The sequence below is a fragment of the Butyrivibrio sp. X503 genome, from assembly GCF_003625475.1.
GTDB lineage: Bacteria > Bacillota > Clostridia > Lachnospirales > Lachnospiraceae > Butyrivibrio.
Genome location: NZ_RAIQ01000003.1, coordinates 458,125 through 476,821 on the forward strand (window position 1 = coordinate 458,125; position 18,697 = coordinate 476,821).

Here is an 18,697-nt window from a genome sequence, read left to right on the forward strand (position 1 = left end):
AGTCCGTCCTTTACACCTCATCATTATAGTATGAGCGTGGGTGCAAAAGCAATTTACAAGATATCATATATAAATTTTTTGTAAAATCTTCGATTTTGTGATAAAAAACAGTTGACAATTGACCAATAAAAAATATAATGTAAGTAACTAAAGGTGGCTAAACATGCCCTCGTGCGACTGATGTCAATGGATTGGCAGAGTATATATTGCGCACGTTATCACGGAAGAAAGGAGGGGCACGTATGGCAGGCATATCTTTAAATGGTGTTTATAACCATTTCATACAGGATTACGTATCCAAAGATGTCACACATGCTGACGCGCATCGAAAAGATGAGCTTCGGGATGTGTATAAGTCTATAGCTAAACACAACAAACAATCCCCTCTATATCTTTTGACCAATGATGACGAATCCCGCAATGATGCGATTGATATAAAAGAGCGTGCAAGACAGCTTCAGGGCAATATTTTCAGTTTGAGCGATCAGGAAGACAGATCTTCGCTCACGCACACTTCCGCATTCACGACGGATCCCGGAAGAGTTGCCGCTTCTTATATCGGCAAAACTCCCGATCAGGATGTCGGTGTTATCGGATTTGACATTGAAGTTACGCAGCTGGCTTCCGTTCAGACCAATCAGGGACACCCTCTTCCTCTCGAAGAGAAGGCAGCCCTCACGGAAGGAAGCTATGCATTTGACGTAAGGATCGGCGAGCAGGAATTCGAGTTCCAATTCAATATCTACGATTCCGACAAGAACATCGACGTTCTTCAAAAGCTCGAAAGACTGATAAATAAAGCGGACGTCGGACTTAAAGCCAAGATCACCGAATTTGAGAACGGATTTGGCGCCATCGAGATCACATCAACGAGAACCGGCGTAAGAGAAGGCTCTTTTAACCAGTTCGATATATATGAAACCTCAGGCGACCTTGGAAAAGGCGCTGTGGCGGCACTTGGACTTGATAATGTACTAAGGCCCGCATCCAACGCTCTCTTCACCCTTAACGGTGAGGAAAAGAGCGCCGTGTCCAATCACTTTACGGTAGGTTCCAAGTTCGACATTCAGATTAGCGACGTGACCGATCCCGGAAAGCCGATACACGTAGGCGTTATGAAGGACAACGAGGCGCTTCGCCGTCACATAATGTCGATCATGGACAGCTACAACAGCTTCGTGACCGATACCGTCGGCGAAAACAACGACAAGTTTAAGAGCGAAAGAGTCAAGACCGAAGCAATCGGAATCGCCAAGCTGTACATGACAGGCTGCGAGGACATCGGAATATCATTTACCGGTGAAGGAACGATAGAGGTTGACGAAGAGCTTTTGAAGCAGGCCATCGAAGCTTCGCTCGACAACAGACAGCTTTCGTCGATCAAGAACTTCACGGATGCTCTTATCAAGAAGGCAAAAGACATTTCGGTAGACCCGATGAAGTACATAGACAGGCCGGTTGTTAATTACAAGAACCCGGAATCCACGAAAAACACGACATCGCCTTACATAACCAGCGAGTATTCCGGAATGATGTTCAACAATTACAGCTAAACATAGTTAAGAGTCCCTATCTGCAGGTAGGTGACTTGATCTCATAGAAAAGAAGCAGCACGCTCCATCAGCGTGTTGCTTCTTTTTTGCAGAAAAATATGTGTAAACGACCGTTTATAGCATATCAAAATGTGCTTATACTCCAAGCTCCTTGCACATATCAAGTGCCGCTCTTACGACCTGATCCATGTTGTAATACTTGTACTGACCAAGTCTTCCTCCAAAGAGGATATTCGGGAACTCCTTGGCAAGCTCGGTGTACTTCTTGTAGAGCTCATTGTTCTTGTCATCGTTCATCGGATAATAAGGCTCATCGCCGTGCTTCCAATCGGCGGGATACTCTCTCGTGATGATCGTTCCCTTGCCCTGACCGTATTCGAAATGCTTGTGCTCGATAATCCTTGTATAAGGAATCTCGCGCTCCGTGTAATTTACAACCGCATTGCCCTGATAGTTGTCCACATCGGGGAGCTCCTCGGTCTCAAACCTAAGAGACCTGTACTCAAGAGTTCCGAGCTTGTAGCCAAAGAACTCATCGATCATACCTGTAAACAGGATCTTGTCAAAAGAGTCTCCGTTAACCGATTCAAAAGGCTCAGCGGGAACATTGCCCGCAAGCTTAACGAAATCATAGTAATCAACACCTGTCTTGACCGTGATCGAGCCGCTTACCTTCTCATCTCCGGACATAAGCAATATCTTTTCAACCATCTTGGTATATCCGCCCATGGGAATCCCCTGGAATCTGTCGTTAAAGTAGTTGTTGTCATAGATAAATCTCATGGGAAGACGCTTTATGATAAACGCCGGAAGCTCCGTACAATCTCTGCCCCACTGCTTCTCCGTGTAGCCCTTTACAAGCTTTTCATAGATATCTCTGCCCGCAAGCGAAAGAGCCTGCTCCTCGAGATTATCCGCAGTGAAGGTATCCGTACCCTTCTTCTCATTGATCTTCTTTTTCTCCTCATCTGCCTGCTTGTCGATGATAGCCTTGGCCTCAGCGGGAGTCTTGATATTCCACATCTTGCTGAAAGTATTCATGTTAAAAGGAAGATTGTAGAGCTCATCCTTGTAAACGGCAACAGGACTGTTGATGTAATTGTTGAACTCTGCAAACCTGTTCACATACTCCCATACTTCCTTATCCGATGTGTGGAAAATATGAGCGCCGTACTTATGAACGTTGATGCCCATCTTTTCCTCTGTATAAATATTGCCGGCGATATTGTCCCTCTTGTCGATAACAAGGACATTCTTGCCGTTCTCAGCCATGAATCTGGCAAATACAGCGCCAAAAAGGCCTGCGCCGACAACTAAATAATCGTATTTCATGTATGATCCTCCATAATAAAAGGTAATGCGGAAGTTCCGCTCTCGCGGCAAACTAATAACACCGCGGACTTTATTATACCAAATCCGCGGTGTTAATCATACCATATAATAAATTATAACCTACTGCCAATGCAGCGCTCATAAACCCAAATTACTTGTAAATCAGTCAGCCTGGTACTTATCAAGCTGTGAGAAATCTCCCATCATATCAAGGATCTTCTTACGTCCTGCCTTGTTAAGCTTAACGTACTGCTGCATAACACGATTCTCTACGATCTTCTTTCCAAGGTCTGTTCCCTGCTCAAGTGTTGAGAAATCAACGGGGTTAAGGTTCAAACGATCACACATCTTAATAACTGTTCCGTAAGCCATTCCTTCGATGCCCCTATCTAAAGCGGTTACAAGTGTGCTGTAAGGAATAGACATATCGATTGCAAACTGTCTAACACTCTTGTACTGCTGTAAAATCTCTTTCTTCAAAATCTCAGCTTTTGTCATCTTAAATAAAACCTCCTGAATATATTTTTATTCACATGTGAATGTCTTTTCTTTTGCAAAAACAAGTCTACCACATAGACGGAATTTCGTCATTTACTTTTTAGAGGAATTTTCCCATAAAAATTCATTAAGATTGCCGACTGTTTTTTGGCATTTTAACGAAAATCCAGCAAAAAACAATAATTTGCGAAAGTGTTCACACATTTTTCACAATTCGCAGTTATAATAAAGACTTTTTCCCGTCAACAAGTCATAACACCCTTCTATATACCTGATGGAATTTTCAAAACAATAGACGAAAAAACAAACAGCACCGAAGTGCTGTTTTTCGTTTATTAATATATATTTTTTGGTTTTTGCGTATATTCAGTCTTTTTTTATGAGCTCTTTACTTCCTCTATTCTATTGGACAAAAATGACAACACCTCATTGTAGCTATCTTTCGGAATACTATACACTTTATGGACATTTCCATCGCATTGAATGTCAATTGAGCCCATTTTCTTTTTTACTCCGACAACATTCTTATAATAAACAATTTCTTTTATCATGCTGGTATCTGCGGTAAACTCGCACCTCTCGCCGTAGATCGCAAGAGTGCCCTCCTTAAGCCCGCTGGTAACTCTGAACTCATAATCCGGTCCGTCGTTTCCAAGGAGCGTATCAAAGCCCTCCTTGTCGTCTTCAACCATCATAATGGGCGGCGTAAGGCTCATTGTGTTTATCTTAAATTCAGCGCTGTTGTCGACATACTTGGTGACTCCGGTCTCAATAAGCCCGGAAAGTGAATTAAAATAAGCTTTTATGGCATAGCTTGAATTAACGAGAAGTGTGATCGTCTTATTCCTGACCTTCTGCCTGAATCTGAGCGTGTGAAAGCCCGCTTTTGCCGCAAAACAAATGCTCTCGCCCGCCTTTACCTCGTAGAGCTGCTTGTCATCCAGAAAGACCATCATATTGGGCTCGCCTATGGACCTCTGACCGACGCACTCCACCTGTATCACATATTCTTTTCCGTCCTCAAACAGCCTGCTGCCGCACATCGGACAGAACTTGATCTTGAGATTCATATTGTCCGGAAATTCCCGGTTGCAATTAGGACAATTCATCCCGATCCTCCCATTTATCTGCGGTCACAAAAGATCATCCACCTTCACGGAATCAAATCCCGAAGCATTCACATTTATGATATCCTTCTCATTCTCGGTCTTATTCTCTTCGCCCGCGCCAAGCCACTTTCCGTCAGGCTTAAGATATCTCATAACCTGTCCCATGCTGACCTCGCCCTTGGGTGCGATCACCACGTCAAAAGACCTGTCGCTCCACGGAAGCTTCATGGCATTCGTGTCGCCCCAGCAAACATCGTCGGCAAGCCTCTTGGCAATACCCGCCTCAAAAGAATTCCTGCAAACGCCTGCAATAAAAGTCTCCGGGCAGCTGCTCTTAATATATGACGCAGTCGCACCAAAACCGCAGGTAAAATCGACAATTCGAAGGCTTCCCTTCTTCTCTTTTACCATAGCGATGACTTCGTCGGCGACCTCAAACCACGGAAGCGAATAGCCCCAGATATCAAAGCCCCACTTCTCCTTAAACTTCTCTCTGCCCGCCTCAAGCGCATCGTTATGCCCTTCAAAGCCGGAACCGCCGTTGTGATATACAAACGCATTCTTGCACACAAGCTGCGCAAAGCCCGCTCTTGCAAGCCTTATTCCGAGATCGTCGTCCTCAAAATATCCCGGTGAAAAGGTCTCGTCAAACACCTTCATGTCCGTAGCGACCTCATTTATCGCCTGACACGCCAACAAAAGCGCAAAGCCCGTAAGCCTGAACCTCTTGATATAAGCGCTTCTCATAGGATAGGAATGATCGTGCGCATATCCCTTAAAGACCTTGATGCTCTCTTCTATTCCAAGCTTTCTGTGCCACATATCCGAAAGTTCTTTTCCCGAATATTTATAAAACTCGGTTGGCGGAATCTCCTGAAGAGAGGCGCTGTTTGAAAGCGGTCCGACCGCGCCCACATCCCTGTTGTCATAAAGTCCCATCCTAAGGAAAAACAGTGCGTTTCTCGTAAGGCACGCATCGTTATTCAGATAAAAGACATCGTTTTCCTTGTTGCAGTACTTGGTTCCAAGATTACAACCCTTGGGGAAGCCCAGATTCTCGTCGCATGCTATCAGCTTAATGTCAAACTCCGAGTTCTCTTTTTTATCCTTGAGATACTCGATAACGCCCTCCTGCGTAGAAGCGTTGTCAACGACAACTATCTCGCAGCTGCACTTTGGAACATACCTTTCTATCGATTCAATGCATCTTTTTAACAGCTCAAGATCGTTGTACGAAAGGATCATGATGCTGGTATTTCTAACCCTGAATCCGGGTGAATTAACCATCTCGTCAAAAGAGCTTTCTATAACGCGTCTGTCATCGGTGTTATCGCAGTAATAGAGCGCCATCTCCATGCACAGATACGCCTTATTAACGTTGATGTCCTTATAATAGAGTCCAAGCATATAAAAAAGCTCGTAGTTGGAGCCATCATAGGCAATTCCACGAGCTATGGCGTCAAACTCAGCCGTGTCGTCGCCCAGAGCCTCCCATATCGTAGCCTCCAGAACGCACAGCTTCGCCGCATCGATATTGTTTTTTTCATCTATATGCAGATATTCATCCTGAAACTCATAAAGAGCTTCCTTATAATCACCTTTCCCTATCAATTCAGTCAGTTTCTCGTACATTGCCATCCCCCGTCTTTACCCCTGTTCCGGTTTCTTTCTTCTGTCGTGAATCTTGTAATACTCCGCCTTATCGGCGTACATAAGCTTATCTATATTGCTGATAAAATCAGCATTTGGATCGTCAAAATCATACACAGAGCCGCCAACAGCCGCAGAAAGCTTGTACGGCTTTCCGGAAGTTTCATTGTAATCATCTATCGCTTCGGCAATCTGCTTTTTGCAATTTATAACGCCCTCTTCCGTAACGGAATCAAGCACGATTATAAACTCATCTCCCGCAAAACGGATAACCACGCCCTTACTCCTTACTACGTTGCTAAGAATATCCGCAATAACAATAAGCGCATTGTCACCCTCGGCATGCGAGAAATTGTCGTTTATCTTCTTAAACCCGTTCATATCAAGCATAAGAGCCGCATATTCACCGCCGCGCCTCCTTGCCATATTTATAAATTCATCAAGATAAAACCTGTTATATGCTCCCGTCAGCTTATCCAAATAAATACTCTCATTTTGAAGAGAGATCGCAATCTCACAAAACGCAACGCCCACACAAGGCCATATAAGTGAAATTCCATAGACGCAGGACTGAACGATCATTCCGACTATGATCGGCACAAGGAACTGCCATGCGGGGAAATACTTAAGGAACCTTCCCCTCTTCTTCGCCGCTATGTACACGTACAGACCATATCCAAGGAAAAAGAGCTCCGCCCCTATATACAACCAGTAAAAGCTCAAACGGCAATATGAATTGTTCTCATTAACGTAAAATACAAGCGGGTAAAAGATATTGATGATAAGCACCAATAATTCTACCACGCAAACAGAATAAATAAAAAACTTCTGTTTAATCCCTTGTCGTTCATTGATATGACGCTCGATAAGGGTAATATATCCCGGTCCTATAACTATATTAAGGAAAAAAAGCAGAGTATTGCTGACGTAAACACCCATCCTGCTGACATTGCCCGGCTGCCCGTCCAAGAAAGACGCTATCGGATCAAAAACACAGCCCACCATTACGGCAAATATCATTACAAGCAAAATACCACTCTCAGAGTTCTTGGTCTGGATTCTCCAGCCTCGACTAAGGAGCAGGCCCGCCATTAACAAAAATCCAACTATATTACTCGCAAAAACAGACGTAATATCAATCATAAATACCCATCCATTATATCTGATCCAATATAGTTAAAGGTCTTCGTTCCATGGAAAAATGTACAGAAAACAAGATTTTCCCACTATCTTAATGGTATCTTTTGTATTGTCATATGTCAATAAAGGTATTTCTTAAAGTTTCATCAAAAATTATCGAAATATCAAACCCTGTATCGGCTTTAAGCTTGCTTACAGAAGGTTTCAGGCTGACAAACGGCTCAGCTTTTTGTCCGTAGTGAATAAGATTCTTATCCGCACCGAGCACCTGCGCCGCCCTCTCAACAAAATAAGACAGCTTATGATAATCGCCGTTTGCAATGTTATAGCTCTCGGAATCTCTTCCTTTTTCTCCAAGGAGTCTGATCGCTTCGGCAGCATCAGCGACATCCATATAATCCCAGTACTGCTCGCATGAGCTAAGATACACATCCTCGCCGTTTTTAAGCTTATTGCAAAGGTCGGGGAACATACGGCCCGAAGGCTCATATTTTCCGATAAGGCTGAAAATCCTGCCCCAGACAAAGTCGATTCCGCTGATACGAGCCTTACTCTTTAAAAGATGATACGCAGCCGCCTTGCAGCTTCCGTATGCCGTAAACGGCTTAAGAGGTGTTTCCTCCGTGATCTCATCTTCGCAGATACCGTACTCGGCCTGAGAGCCGATGCCGATGAAACGAGCTTTCATCGCGATCGCCGAGTCCATCGCCTTGAGCGAGCCTTCGACGTTCGCATACTGCGCTTTGAAATCATCTCTGGCGCCGCCCCATGATAAATGGAAAAAGAGCACGCGCTCCGCCGAACGTAATTCCTCGGCGTCAACGTACTCATGAATCTTGTCGTAGTCTTGCATGTCCAGGAAGATCTTGGTTACCGAACCCGGTTCTCTCAGCAGCCTGTTATTGTGCTCCGATCCTTCCCTGCAGACCGCATAGACTTTATATCCGTTTTTTATAAGATTTTCCGTCAGGCTCGCGCCCGCAAATCCGAACGCGCCCGTGACGATCGCAATATTATGGTTATCAGCCATTTTTGCATGCCTCTTTTATCACCTTGATCATGAAATCGATCTTGGCATCTGAAAGTCCCGGATACACTCCGATCCAGAACGCATTGTTCATAACGCTGTCAGTGACCGTAAGGTCGCCGACTACTCTGTAATCCTTGCCTTCCTCAAATTCATTGAAACAAGGGTGCTTTATTACATTTCCGCTAAAGAGAAGTCTTGTCTGGATATTGTTATCTTCAAGTGCCTTGGTTATCGCATTTCTTGTAAGCTCGTTGCCCTTACCGTCCTTCGCACCCTCTTTTACGATCATGATAAATCCAAACCATGAAGGATTGCTGTTTTCGGAAGGCTCGGGAAGAGTAAGAACATCGCTGAGCTCAGCAAGTCCGTCGTGAAGCTTCTTCCAGTTGCTTCTTCTTGCATCTGCAAAAGGAACCATCTTATCAAGCTGCGCACATCCTACTGCTGCCTGCATATCGGTTGCCTTTAAGTTATAGCCGAGATGGCTGTATACATATTTATGATCGTATCCGACAGGTAACTGACCGAATTTGCCGTCAAATCTGTGGCCGCAGAAATTGTCTTTTCCGGGAGGACAAATGCAGTCTCTTCCCCAGTCACGATAGCTGCGAACAAGTCTGTGAAGGAGCGGATTGTTGGTATAAACGCAGCCGCCCTCGCCCATCGTGATGTGATGAGGAGGATAGAAGCTGGAAGTTCCGATATCTCCCCAAGTTCCGGTAAATCTTGTCTCGCCGTCTATAGTATATTCAGATCCGAGCGCATCGCAGTTATCCTCTACAAGCCAAAGTTCATGCTTATCGCAGAACTCTTTTACCGCCTTAAGATTAAAGGGATTTCCAAGTGTATGTGCGATCATTACTGCCTTGGTCTTATCCGAAAGTGCCTTCTCAAGCATCTCTACATTGATGTTGTACTCGGGAACGGTAACGTCCACAAACACTGGTACCGCGCCATACTGCATGATAGGTGCGATAGTTGTGGGGAATCCGCAGGCAACCGTGATCACTTCGTCGCCTCTTTTTACTCTTCTCTCACCGAGCTCTGTTGCGGTAAGCGCCATGAATGCGATGAGATTGGCAGAAGATCCGCTGTTTACCAGGCTTGCGAACTTTACATTTAAAAGCTTTGCAAATCTGTCTTCGAACTCATCGGTATATCTTCCGGCTGTAAGCCAAAAATCAAGCGAAGAATCAACGAGGTTCACAACCTCTTTTTCATCAAAAACTCTTCCTGAATAAGGGATTCTGTCTCCCTCACTAAACTTCTCTTTATCAGTCTTAAGAAAGCGCTCGTAGTAGTCCTTTACAAGCTCAAGTATCTGCTCTCTTGCCATCTGCTGTTCGTTACTCATTAAAAAATCTCCTCAAAACTCTTTTTCTTTTATTACTGAAAATACTCTTTTATCTGCTTCTCCATGGAAGCTATTCCCTCGCCCGAAAAATAGGCATATGTCCACTCCGCGGTAGCTCTTACCGCATCGTCAATGTTCCATTTAGGCGACCACTTAAGTCTACTCTTTATCTTGGAACAGTCAAGTTTTAGGTAATTGGCCTCGTGCGGACCGCCGTCGGGACGAACCTCTATCTCAAGCTTATTGTTATATTTGCAGCTCTTTTCACCTGTAGTGATGAGCGAATTCCACGCATCCGAATAGCTTCCTGCAAGCTTACCCGCCGTCACGGCATCACCCTCATTGGGACCGACATTGTAATAGCCTGCATAAGCTTTATCTTCGTACTGCATCTGCGCGAGCAAAAGATATGCAGAAAGCGCCTCAAGCACATGCTGGAAGGGTCTTGTTGAATCGGGGTTTCTAAGGATTATCTTTTCCCCTTTCATAGTTGCCCTTACGCAGTCGGGAATAAGTCTGTCGTTGGCAAAATCACCGCCGCCGATAACGTTACCCGCTCTCGCCGTTGAAGTCGCTATGCTCATTTCATTTAAAAATGAATTGATATAGGAATGTGTCACAAGCTCGGAGCAAGACTTTGAGTTGGAATAAGGATCGAAGCCGTCGAGCTTTTCATCCTCACGGTAGCCCCACTCCCACTCATTGTTCTGATAAACCTTGTCCGTAGTGACATTAAGAAAAGACTTAACGCTATCCGAGAGTCTGACGCACTCGCAAATATTTACCGTGCCCATCACGTTGGTCTCATAGGTATAGCGCGGGTCCTTGTATGAATCTCTGACAATAGGCTGCGCCGCAAGATGAAACACGATCTCGGGCTTAACCTTATCAAAATACTCTTTTAACTCATCATAATTTCTTATATCGCCAAGATGCGAATCCATGATGTTCTCTATGTCCGCAATCTTGTATAAGCTCTCGTTATCCTCGGGCTGTGGCAACGCATATCCGTGCACATCCGCTCCCGCCATAACAAGTATCTTGGAAAGCCAGCTCCCCTTAAATCCGGTATGACCGGTTATAAGAACTCTTTTTCCTTTGTAAAAATCAAGCATCATTCACCTTTCTCACACTCGGCCGCTTCTCTTTCGTAGTCCGCAGCCTGTTCCTCATTGCCCAGCGCTCTGTAGCACTTTGCAAGGGCAAGTCTCGGAAGTTCTTTACTCTTTTTTATATCAAGGATACTCTCGCACTCGTAAGCTCCGTTAAAGAACCATATGATAGCTTCGTCGTAATCCTTTTTACCGTAATAATATTCGCCGAGCTCGTAGCACATCTCGCTCGACATCTCTGTCGTCGCATCTTTCAATGAGTATTTTAAAAGAGCCGGTGCATCGTCCTCAAGCACAGCAACATGCGCAAGTACGCAGCTTGCCTCTTTGATCTCATCGACGCCTCTGTTGGTGTCGCATGCAGACTTTTCAAAAAACTCTTTTGCCTTTATAAAATCATCGTCGGTTCCGCCCATGAAAAGCTCACGCGCATACATATTGTGAAGTCTCTTAGACAAATATCTACCGTCGTCAACCGCTTTCCTAAACGAAGCGAGGTCTCTTCCTGCGTGATTCTCCCTGGGTCTGTGGATGATCTCGATGTCGCTGTTGCACACAACAGGCTCAAGCGAAACCTGCTCGTGGATCGGATCCTCCCAGACGAAATGTCTGACGCGCTTAAAAAGCTTGGGTCTAAGCTCTCTGTCATAGTTGTAGACAGTTCTGAACGACAACTGATTGCAATAATACATCTGAACTATATCAATATCAAGTTTTTCGATGTCTTCTTTTAACTTAACGAATCTCTGACGATTCTCCTCATCCAGCTCCTCGTCTGCATCCGCAGCATATATATAGTCACAGGTCGCAAGTGAAAAAGAGTAGTTTCTTGCTTCACTGAAATCGCCCGTCCACTTAAAGTCATAGACTTTGGCGCCGCACTCCTTCGCTATCTCCTTGGTCTTGTCAGTCGATCCGGTATCGACAACGATCATCTCATCGACGATTCCCTGAAGGCTCTTAAGGCATCTTCCAAGGCACTCCTCTTCGTTTTTTACTATCATGCAAACACTTACTGTAACCATATCCCCTCCGCTTTATATCCCCAACGTTGCTAAAGATGCTCCGATCCATATAGGAATCGGAGCATCGCCTATACTCACTATATAATTTTACCTTAAAATGGCCAAAGTCGCCACACCTTCAATCAGCTGTTTTCATTGATATAAACGCTGACTCTGTTCTGAATAATCTTTGCAGCTTCTTCTGCTGTCTTTTCTCCTTTGTAATATGCCGAAGCTTCTTCCATGACAATATTTGAAATCTGCATGTTAACGCTTGCAAATGTATCTATTGCAACTACATAATCATAAAACTTCTTAATATCATCCTCTGATAAAGGATCTAATTTTATATCTTCGAAGGTCACAGGATCATATGTGTTTGCAAAAGTATCATTATCGCTTGCTTCCTTGGTGGCTGCCTGAAGCTGCTCTTCAAATACAGGTTTTACCGGCGAAAAGCCGCCTGTTGATTGTGTATTTGCAGTCATCATATCTCTGATAAGATCGTAAATAACATCCATATGCTCAGTCTTACTGCTTACAGCAAATGAAGGCCCCTGGATCGCAGCCAGATTCTTTCCGAGATTATTGGGACATCCCACCATCTCAATATCACCATGAAATATAACCTGCTGAAGCTTAGCATATTCCCATATATTTCTGAATCCCAAGCCGTAAAATATTGCATCTCCCGTGGCGTATGGCGCATCGATATCATAATCATTAACAACATCAACCGGTTCTTCATCAGGGAAATTATTTGTGAATTTCAAAAACTCAACAAACTCCGGTGAATCAAAGTTGCACTTCTTGCTCTTAATATCGAGGAATTCTTTTCCATAATATACCCAAAAATATGAGCAGACACCCATTCTTGTGTTTAGTGAACCAAACGCGGTTTTATAATCCGTTCCTCTGCTTTTTATAAGCTCATCACAGTCCTTGTATGACAAAGATGTTTTACCGTTTGCCTCTTCTGCTTTGACCACATATGTAATGGGCTCAAACGAAGGGATGAATGTATAAGTCTTGCCGTTATAATTCATCATCTCTTTGATGTTGGGAAGTATCTCAAGATCTCCCAAAGGTCCGCCTTGCTCAAAAGCAGGTGCAAGATCAAGCAGTATACCCTTATTGGCGTACTTTTCTATAGCAGATTCATTTCCGGAAAAGCACATGATATCGGCCACTTTTCCGGCAGTAAGGTCAAGGTTAAACTGCTTAATAATGTCTTCGTAGTTGCCATTACCAAGCTCACTGTAATCAATTATCTTTATAGCATACTTATCGTTTGTTCTGTTGAATTCCAAAATCTGATCTTTAATTTGTTTCTCCAGATACATAGCAGATAATGTAATTATGGTTTTATCTTTCACATCCTCAGGATTTACCTTGGTAAGCTTTACAAGCGACTCGGGTGCATTATAATCCGCACTGGTATCCGCAAGAATCTCTTTTTCATTTAAGGCAATAAATCCTACTTGTGACAACACTTGATCGGAACTGATGGATGAGTCTGTGTAATCAAGCACTTTATCAGCCGTGTCGGATTGCTCGTTATATTTATAAACTCCGTCTGAATCCGCCCCATATAATGTGTTGTTTTCATCCTTAAAGAAGGTATAGTATCCGTGTGACTCAAAACCGCCGAGTTTCTTTTCTACTTTATTGTTTTCAGCGTTAACTATAACGAATGATTGATCATAACTTTTTTCATCAAAATAATTTACAAACAGCTTATTATCCGCAAGTTCGAGAACATTCGTAATTCCGCCCATGCCGCTGAAAGTTTTTTTGTCTACAAGCACTTTGAATCCGGACTGTTCATCAAAAGTCGCAAGGCCATCCAACATAGCGCATACAAGGCCGTGTTTCTCGGTCCATGTCATAGTTCTGAGATATTCCCAATTTTTCTCAAGTTCTTCTGTTATATCATATTTGTAAACAACCTCTCCCGAAGGAGTAACCTTTTCAATAAATGAGCCTGTTACTCCATCATCGCTGCTTTCTCTGTATACCATATAGGCATTTCCGTCATTATCGAAAGTGCATGTAGTTATATAATCATCTTTCTGTCCTCCGATATCTGCGGACTGAACATCAGATCCGTCCGTATTAAATGAAATGTACTTAAATGTACCTTCTGCGCTATGGCAGATTGACACTATTCTGTCACTGTTACGTCCGAGGGCAGTCACCTTATCGCCATCATTAAGGACCTTGGCAAAATCTTCCTGTTTGTAAATGCAGTTCTTATCAATTGTCTTGGCTTCCTCAAAAGCCGATGCAGAATCAATCTTTTTACCGCATCCGGTAAAAGCTGTCATTCCAAGTGTCAATGTAAGAAGAATACATGTCACTTTCCCCATGACACTACGTATCTTGGTTTTTCTTTCCTTTTTCATTTTTCTCTCCTTAAGCGTTGAGTGTTTATGCTCAATCAAGATTGAGCTTTCTGGTTGTAATGTGTACAGTTGCAAAGTAGAAAATTATTATAAATATGATCGGGCATATAAGGTTAGCTATGCAAAATAGATTCTCATAACCCCAATAGCCATCTCTGCGATGAGACGCGCTTATTATCGTGTTAAATATAATAGTGATCAGTATAGCTGATCCAAATACAAAACAGCTAATAAGCGATCCGACAGTTTTGAAGGTTTTTAATAGTTGACCTATGCATATACTAAATAACACAGCCATAACTCCGGCAAGACCCATAAGCATAAGAACAAAAGTCGAGTATAATCCCGGAATTGCTTCTATCATACCGTGTTTACGAATGCTTTCAATAAATACTCCCGGTTGAAAAAGAACTGCGGAAATCAGCATGGATATCATAAAAATTACTGCCCAAATGCAGGTAACAATTATCTTGGAGGAAACGATCTCTTTGTTACTTGCCGGAAGAGTATATAAAAGATAAGCTTCTTTAGTATATAAACTCTTAATGTAGTATCTTGTTATCACATATAAAGGTGCGATCACAGATAGAGCTGTATGGATCATTAAATCGAGCGTTGCTGCGTCGCTTGATGACATGGGCGTTAATGAATACAGTGCATAAAAAACTAAACTCACTAGTGCTGTTATCACGCATATCGGTACCATTACCGCACCGGTCTTTTTCAAATCGTATTTAATAAGTTTTTTTAACATCTGTATACCTCCTTGAATAATCCTTCAACTGATTGACCATTCTCGGCTCTTATTTCATCAATAGGTTTAAAGAGTTTGATGGATCCGTTCTGTAAGAAAATAGCTTCATCCAATACCGGTTCAACATCAGCAATGAGGTGAGTTGCTATTATCATTGAAGCAGAGGGTTCATAGTTACTGATTATGGTACGTAATATGTATTCCCTGGCAGCAGGATCTACGCCTGCGATAGGCTCATCGAGAATGTAGAGCTTTGCTCTGCGGCTCATTACTACTATCAAATGAACCTTCTCTTGGTTACCCTTTGAAAGAGTTTTGAGCGTAGCCTTTGGATTGATATTAAGGCTTGAAAGCATCTCCATAGCTCTGTCCATATCAAAGTCATCATAAAAATAGTCGAACATTGATATGATGGACTCAATTTTCATGTCTTCATCAAGATAGGTTTTATCCGGAAGGTAGGATATTGCTGCCTTGCTGTTCGCCGATCCGGCCAGATTGCCATCAACAAGTACCGTTCCGGTATTAGGCTGTAACAGACCGCATATTATCTTAATAAGCGTTGTCTTTCCGCTTCCGTTGGGACCAAGTAATCCGATTATGTGTCCCGGTTCGATTGAAAGACTTACATCATTCAATGCCGTAACACTTCCATATGTCTTAGATAATCCCTGAATTTCTAAAAGATTATTCATACTTCTCTCCTTCTAAATAATTGTTGTTCAAATCATTTTTGTGAGTATTCTTTTACAAGTTCCAAGATCTCTTCTCCCGTAAATCCGAGCTTTTCCATGCTCTTGAAGAATTTTTCGATCTGTACGTCCACAAGTGACTTTCTTAAATTTTTAATCATGTTATCGTCCTCCGTTATGAAACGGCCGCTGGTTCTTTCTGAGTGAACAAGCCCCGTCGATTCAAGATCACTGAGTGCCTTCTGCATTGTATTTGGGTTTACGCCGGCTTCGCCTGCGAGGTCGCGAACACTCGGCAGCTTATCTCCCGGTTTGTACTTACCCGAAACAATATCAATCTGTAGATGCTCAATAATCTGGACAAATATTGGACTGCCCGAATTAAGGTTCCATGGCATAGTACTCTGTTCCTTTCTATATAAATTTTATTCTGTATTACTGTACTAATCGCTTAGTACAATAATACAATAGTACAATTTTAAAAATCTGTCAACACCTCTTTAAAATTTTTTTCATAAGGATTTATCACAGCCGGTGTTCTGCATGGCTGTTGCCCATAAATACGTATTATTGTAAAATCTTATGGTAGCCATATTGAAGGACTCATCGCCTTACTTTCGACCGGGCCGGCTACAAATAAATACCTTATGGGAATATATTATGAAGATGATAAATAAGATCTTTTTTCATATAAAAAGAAAAGCGATTATCCGCACCGCAGCTTTGACGGCATTTATCCTGACATCATCCGCCTGCATGTTTGGCTGTTCAGGCGGAAAAGAAGCCAAGATGGTTGACGGTCAGCTTCCTGAAGAACAAGTCTCCCCTTATGACGGAAAAGAATATCTGGAAGAATCATCTCTCACCTATGCAGGCGAAGACCTTGCTTCAGCAGCCGCGGAGTACACTCCCATAAACAACTATGATACCGAGCTAAGCGTCCCGACTTACATCACCAAGGTCGATGACACCTGGTTCATCGTCGACTGCTATCACAACAGAGTTATCTATTCAAAAGAGCTTGGTGCTCCGCTAACCTCCTGGCTCATCATGTCATCCGAGGCAACGCAGCCGCACACGATAGCGAGCGACGGCTCTGTATATATGGTCGACGACACCGAGAACAACAGAGTTCTTATATATGAAAAAGAGGATGATAAATTCCTCCTTACTCAACGTTTTAACGATATCGGAACGAGGCCTCACTACACGGTTTACGACGAAGTGACCGATACCTTTTATGTATGGAGTTCAATTACGGGAGAGCTCTTTTGCTTTAGAAGAGAAGCTTCGACGAATCGCGTTTACATGACCGACAAGCGCGTTATCTCATGTCTTGACGGCATATACGTAAGATCTTTTTCCATAATAGACGGAAAGTTATACTTTGTTTCGGGAGTCTCGGATTCGGCGCCCGATTCCAAAATTTTGAAATGTAATCTTGAAACTCTTGAGATAGAAAAAGAGTATCCTGTACCGGACGAGCTTGCGGGAATGGTCCAGCTCACCAAAGCAGACAAGGGCTTTCTTATCACCATCTCCACGGATAAGTCGGGCGCGCAGGATAAAGCTACGATAGTCCGTACGGATTCACTTGAAGAACTTACCAAGGGCAAGTACACGGATGTCTACGCTGATCACTTCATCGGCGGCGGAACGCCCTACTACATTTCCAACGTGGACGACACATTCTTTTTGACGGAACACAGGATCAAAGGTCACTCCATATGGTCGTTCAAGTTTGACGGCAAGACAATTTCAGACGTAACAGCGGTATATTGATAACATATGCCCTTCCTCGTATCGGGAAGGGCATTATTTTTTTATTTATAATATTTATAAAATTTTTAGATTTCTCTTCCTAAATTACATTATTGCTAGTAAAATAGGAGTGGGAGATAGACTAAAATGAAAATAATCACTAACGCTAAATCGTTAATCAGTTTATTCAAAGACTATCGCACAATGACGTGTGAAGACCTTGAAGACTTCTATCAGTCCAAGTGCGATTATTATCAGGACTATGTCGGAATCAGCCTCATTGCCGGGGCTCTTGTCTCTGTCATGTACATTTTTTCCGATCGTTTTTTGAACGGAAGCTTCTTTCCTACGCTTATCCCCAGATTCTCAATTCTTGCCGTTCTGCTTCTTTTCCTGATCATAACCAACTTCTTTAAAAGCAGAGGCATCACCGTCTTTATAGATTACGTTCTCGGACACGGCATGGTGCTTGCGACCATATGGTCAATCTATCATCTGGATATCAAGGTCCACGCAAGCGAAGGCTTCATCATCATGAACCTCATATTCATCACCTTGGGATTCGTGTCGAGGCCGCGCGAAATAGCACTTTCATCGCTTGTTTTTATCTTGGAAATTCTGATATCGAATCTTTTCAATCATTATGAAAACCTTGAGATCATCATCGCGCTCCAGATTCCGTGCGCTATCGCGGTATTTTGCTCGCACTGCCTGCTCACTCTTGTGTACCTTGATCATTACAGAGTCCAGCAAAAGCTTGAGCTTGCAATGGTCACTGATCCGCTTACGCAGGTTTACAACAGACATTTACTTGAAAAGATAGTAACCAAGAATGCTCTTATAGATGCAAAAGAGCCTGTGACTATCGCCATGCTCGATATAGACTTCTTCAAACAGGTCAATGACGAGCACGGTCACTACACAGGCGATCTCACCCTTCTTTATATGGGTCAGATGCTTTCGAAACAGACCCACGACAACGACTATGTCATCCGCTTTGGCGGCGAAGAATTCATAATCATCCTAAAGGAATGCGACGTCAACAACGCCTGCGCCCGCATGGAGCAGTTCCGCCGCGACATCGAGGCGTCAAAAGACACACCGGTACCATTCACTATTTCGGTCGGTATCTCGAAGTACACGGGTGACTTTGCCAAAACGATCCAAAACGTCGACCACGCTCTCTACAAAGCCAAGAATTCCGGCAGAAACTGCGTAGTGGTTGTGTAAGAAGCCTAAATGCTTAAATTCAAAAAGACGAGCGAATGATTCGCCCGTCTTATCTTTTGCTCCGAAGTATTGC

Annotated in this window: 16 protein-coding genes; 3 read left to right on the plus strand and 13 right to left on the minus strand. The window is 43.3% G+C overall.

What is annotated here, in order from left to right; all coding sequences use genetic code 11:
- The first annotated feature begins 242 nt into the window (after window positions 1-242).
- Complete coding sequence (fliD, locus tag D6853_RS07580) at window positions 243-1,553, plus strand: flagellar filament capping protein FliD (RefSeq protein ID WP_120657395.1); 1,311 nt, start codon at window positions 243-245, stop codon at window positions 1,551-1,553.
- Window positions 1,554-1,688: 135 nt separating this feature from the next.
- Here the strand turns inward: fliD and glf are convergent, their stop codons facing one another.
- From glf to D6853_RS07645, 13 genes are all read right to left on the minus strand, one after another.
- Window positions 1,689-2,885 carry a UDP-galactopyranose mutase gene (gene glf, locus D6853_RS07585; RefSeq protein WP_120657396.1) on the minus strand — a complete coding sequence of 399 codons (1,197 nt, stop codon included), beginning with the start codon at window positions 2,883-2,885 and terminating at the stop codon, window positions 1,689-1,691.
- A gap of 162 nt (window positions 2,886-3,047) precedes the next feature.
- A complete protein-coding gene (locus D6853_RS07590; protein ID WP_022778055.1) occupies window positions 3,048-3,383 on the minus strand; it encodes a hypothetical protein in 336 nt (111 codons plus the stop codon).
- A 377-nt stretch (window positions 3,384-3,760) separates the two neighbouring features.
- Entirely contained in the window at window positions 3,761-4,492 is a 732-nt protein-coding gene (locus D6853_RS07595; protein WP_120657397.1) for a zinc ribbon domain-containing protein, read from the minus strand.
- A 24-nt stretch (window positions 4,493-4,516) separates the two neighbouring features.
- Window positions 4,517-6,124, minus strand: coding sequence for a glycosyltransferase (locus D6853_RS07600; RefSeq protein WP_158588693.1), 1,608 nt, complete (start codon window positions 6,122-6,124; stop codon window positions 4,517-4,519).
- A gap of 15 nt (window positions 6,125-6,139) precedes the next feature.
- Window positions 6,140-7,285: a GGDEF domain-containing protein gene (locus D6853_RS07605; protein ID WP_120657399.1), complete on the minus strand. Its 1,146-nt coding sequence runs from the start codon at window positions 7,283-7,285 to the stop codon at window positions 6,140-6,142.
- A gap of 109 nt (window positions 7,286-7,394) precedes the next feature.
- Window positions 7,395-8,312: an NAD-dependent epimerase/dehydratase family protein gene (locus D6853_RS07610; protein ID WP_120657400.1), complete on the minus strand. Its 918-nt coding sequence runs from the start codon at window positions 8,310-8,312 to the stop codon at window positions 7,395-7,397.
- The gene (gene rfbH / locus D6853_RS07615) at window positions 8,305-9,666 is read right to left on the minus strand and encodes a lipopolysaccharide biosynthesis protein RfbH (RefSeq protein ID WP_120657401.1); all 1,362 of its coding nucleotides are present in this window, start codon (window positions 9,664-9,666) and stop codon (window positions 8,305-8,307) included. The genes D6853_RS07610 and rfbH overlap by 8 nt, the downstream gene beginning before the upstream one ends.
- 32 nt (window positions 9,667-9,698) lie before the next feature.
- Window positions 9,699-10,781: a CDP-glucose 4,6-dehydratase gene (gene rfbG, locus D6853_RS07620; protein ID WP_120657451.1), complete on the minus strand. Its 1,083-nt coding sequence runs from the start codon at window positions 10,779-10,781 to the stop codon at window positions 9,699-9,701.
- Window positions 10,781-11,803, minus strand: coding sequence for a glycosyltransferase family 2 protein (locus D6853_RS07625; protein ID WP_120657402.1), 1,023 nt, complete (start codon window positions 11,801-11,803; stop codon window positions 10,781-10,783). The genes rfbG and D6853_RS07625 overlap by 1 nt, the downstream gene beginning before the upstream one ends.
- 122 nt (window positions 11,804-11,925) lie before the next feature.
- Complete coding sequence (locus tag D6853_RS07630) at window positions 11,926-14,187, minus strand: extracellular solute-binding protein (RefSeq protein WP_120657403.1); 2,262 nt, start codon at window positions 14,185-14,187, stop codon at window positions 11,926-11,928.
- A 31-nt stretch (window positions 14,188-14,218) separates the two neighbouring features.
- Window positions 14,219-14,941 carry a hypothetical protein gene (locus D6853_RS07635; protein ID WP_120657404.1) on the minus strand — a complete coding sequence of 241 codons (723 nt, stop codon included), beginning with the start codon at window positions 14,939-14,941 and terminating at the stop codon, window positions 14,219-14,221.
- The gene (locus D6853_RS07640) at window positions 14,935-15,636 is read right to left on the minus strand and encodes an ABC transporter ATP-binding protein (RefSeq protein WP_120657405.1); all 702 of its coding nucleotides are present in this window, start codon (window positions 15,634-15,636) and stop codon (window positions 14,935-14,937) included. The genes D6853_RS07635 and D6853_RS07640 overlap by 7 nt, the downstream gene beginning before the upstream one ends.
- A 32-nt stretch (window positions 15,637-15,668) precedes the next feature.
- Entirely contained in the window at window positions 15,669-16,031 is a 363-nt protein-coding gene (locus tag D6853_RS07645; protein WP_120657406.1) for a GntR family transcriptional regulator, read from the minus strand.
- A 262-nt stretch (window positions 16,032-16,293) separates the two neighbouring features.
- Here D6853_RS07645 and D6853_RS07650 point away from each other — a divergent pair, with 262 nt between their 5' ends.
- Both D6853_RS07650 and D6853_RS07655 read left to right on the plus strand, forming a co-directional pair.
- Window positions 16,294-17,415, plus strand: coding sequence for a hypothetical protein (locus tag D6853_RS07650; protein ID WP_120657407.1), 1,122 nt, complete (start codon window positions 16,294-16,296; stop codon window positions 17,413-17,415).
- A gap of 126 nt (window positions 17,416-17,541) precedes the next feature.
- Window positions 17,542-18,624, plus strand: a complete 1,083-nt coding sequence (locus tag D6853_RS07655; protein ID WP_120657408.1) for a GGDEF domain-containing protein — start codon at window positions 17,542-17,544, stop codon at window positions 18,622-18,624.
- Window positions 18,625-18,697: the final 73 nt, after the last annotated feature.

Excerpts from the sequence above, each read along its gene's own strand:
- D6853_RS07630 (WP_120657403.1), bottom strand. The coding sequence starts at position 14,187 with ATGAAAAAGGAAAGAAAAACCAAGATACGTAGTGTCATGGGGAAAGTG.
- D6853_RS07610 (WP_120657400.1), bottom strand. The coding sequence starts at position 8,312 with ATGGCTGATAACCATAATATTGCGATCGTCACGGGCGCGTTCGGATTT.
- rfbG (WP_120657451.1), bottom strand. The coding sequence starts at position 10,781 with ATGCTTGATTTTTACAAAGGAAAAAGAGTTCTTATAACCGGTCATACC.
- D6853_RS07635 (WP_120657404.1), bottom strand. The coding sequence starts at position 14,941 with ATGTTAAAAAAACTTATTAAATACGATTTGAAAAAGACCGGTGCGGTA.
- D6853_RS07625 (WP_120657402.1), bottom strand. The coding sequence starts at position 11,803 with ATGGTTACAGTAAGTGTTTGCATGATAGTAAAAAACGAAGAGGAGTGC.
- D6853_RS07650 (WP_120657407.1), top strand. The coding sequence starts at position 16,294 with ATGAAGATGATAAATAAGATCTTTTTTCATATAAAAAGAAAAGCGATT.
- fliD (WP_120657395.1), top strand. The coding sequence starts at position 243 with ATGGCAGGCATATCTTTAAATGGTGTTTATAACCATTTCATACAGGAT.
- glf (WP_120657396.1), bottom strand. The coding sequence starts at position 2,885 with ATGAAATACGATTATTTAGTTGTCGGCGCAGGCCTTTTTGGCGCTGTA.
- D6853_RS07645 (WP_120657406.1), bottom strand. The coding sequence starts at position 16,031 with ATGCCATGGAACCTTAATTCGGGCAGTCCAATATTTGTCCAGATTATT.
- D6853_RS07600 (WP_158588693.1), bottom strand. The coding sequence starts at position 6,124 with ATGTACGAGAAACTGACTGAATTGATAGGGAAAGGTGATTATAAGGAA.
- D6853_RS07655 (WP_120657408.1), top strand. The coding sequence starts at position 17,542 with ATGAAAATAATCACTAACGCTAAATCGTTAATCAGTTTATTCAAAGAC.
- D6853_RS07595 (WP_120657397.1), bottom strand. The coding sequence starts at position 4,492 with ATGAATTGTCCTAATTGCAACCGGGAATTTCCGGACAATATGAATCTC.
- D6853_RS07590 (WP_022778055.1), bottom strand. The coding sequence starts at position 3,383 with ATGACAAAAGCTGAGATTTTGAAGAAAGAGATTTTACAGCAGTACAAG.
- D6853_RS07640 (WP_120657405.1), bottom strand. The coding sequence starts at position 15,636 with ATGAATAATCTTTTAGAAATTCAGGGATTATCTAAGACATATGGAAGT.
- D6853_RS07605 (WP_120657399.1), bottom strand. The coding sequence starts at position 7,285 with ATGATTGATATTACGTCTGTTTTTGCGAGTAATATAGTTGGATTTTTG.
- rfbH (WP_120657401.1), bottom strand. The coding sequence starts at position 9,666 with ATGAGTAACGAACAGCAGATGGCAAGAGAGCAGATACTTGAGCTTGTA.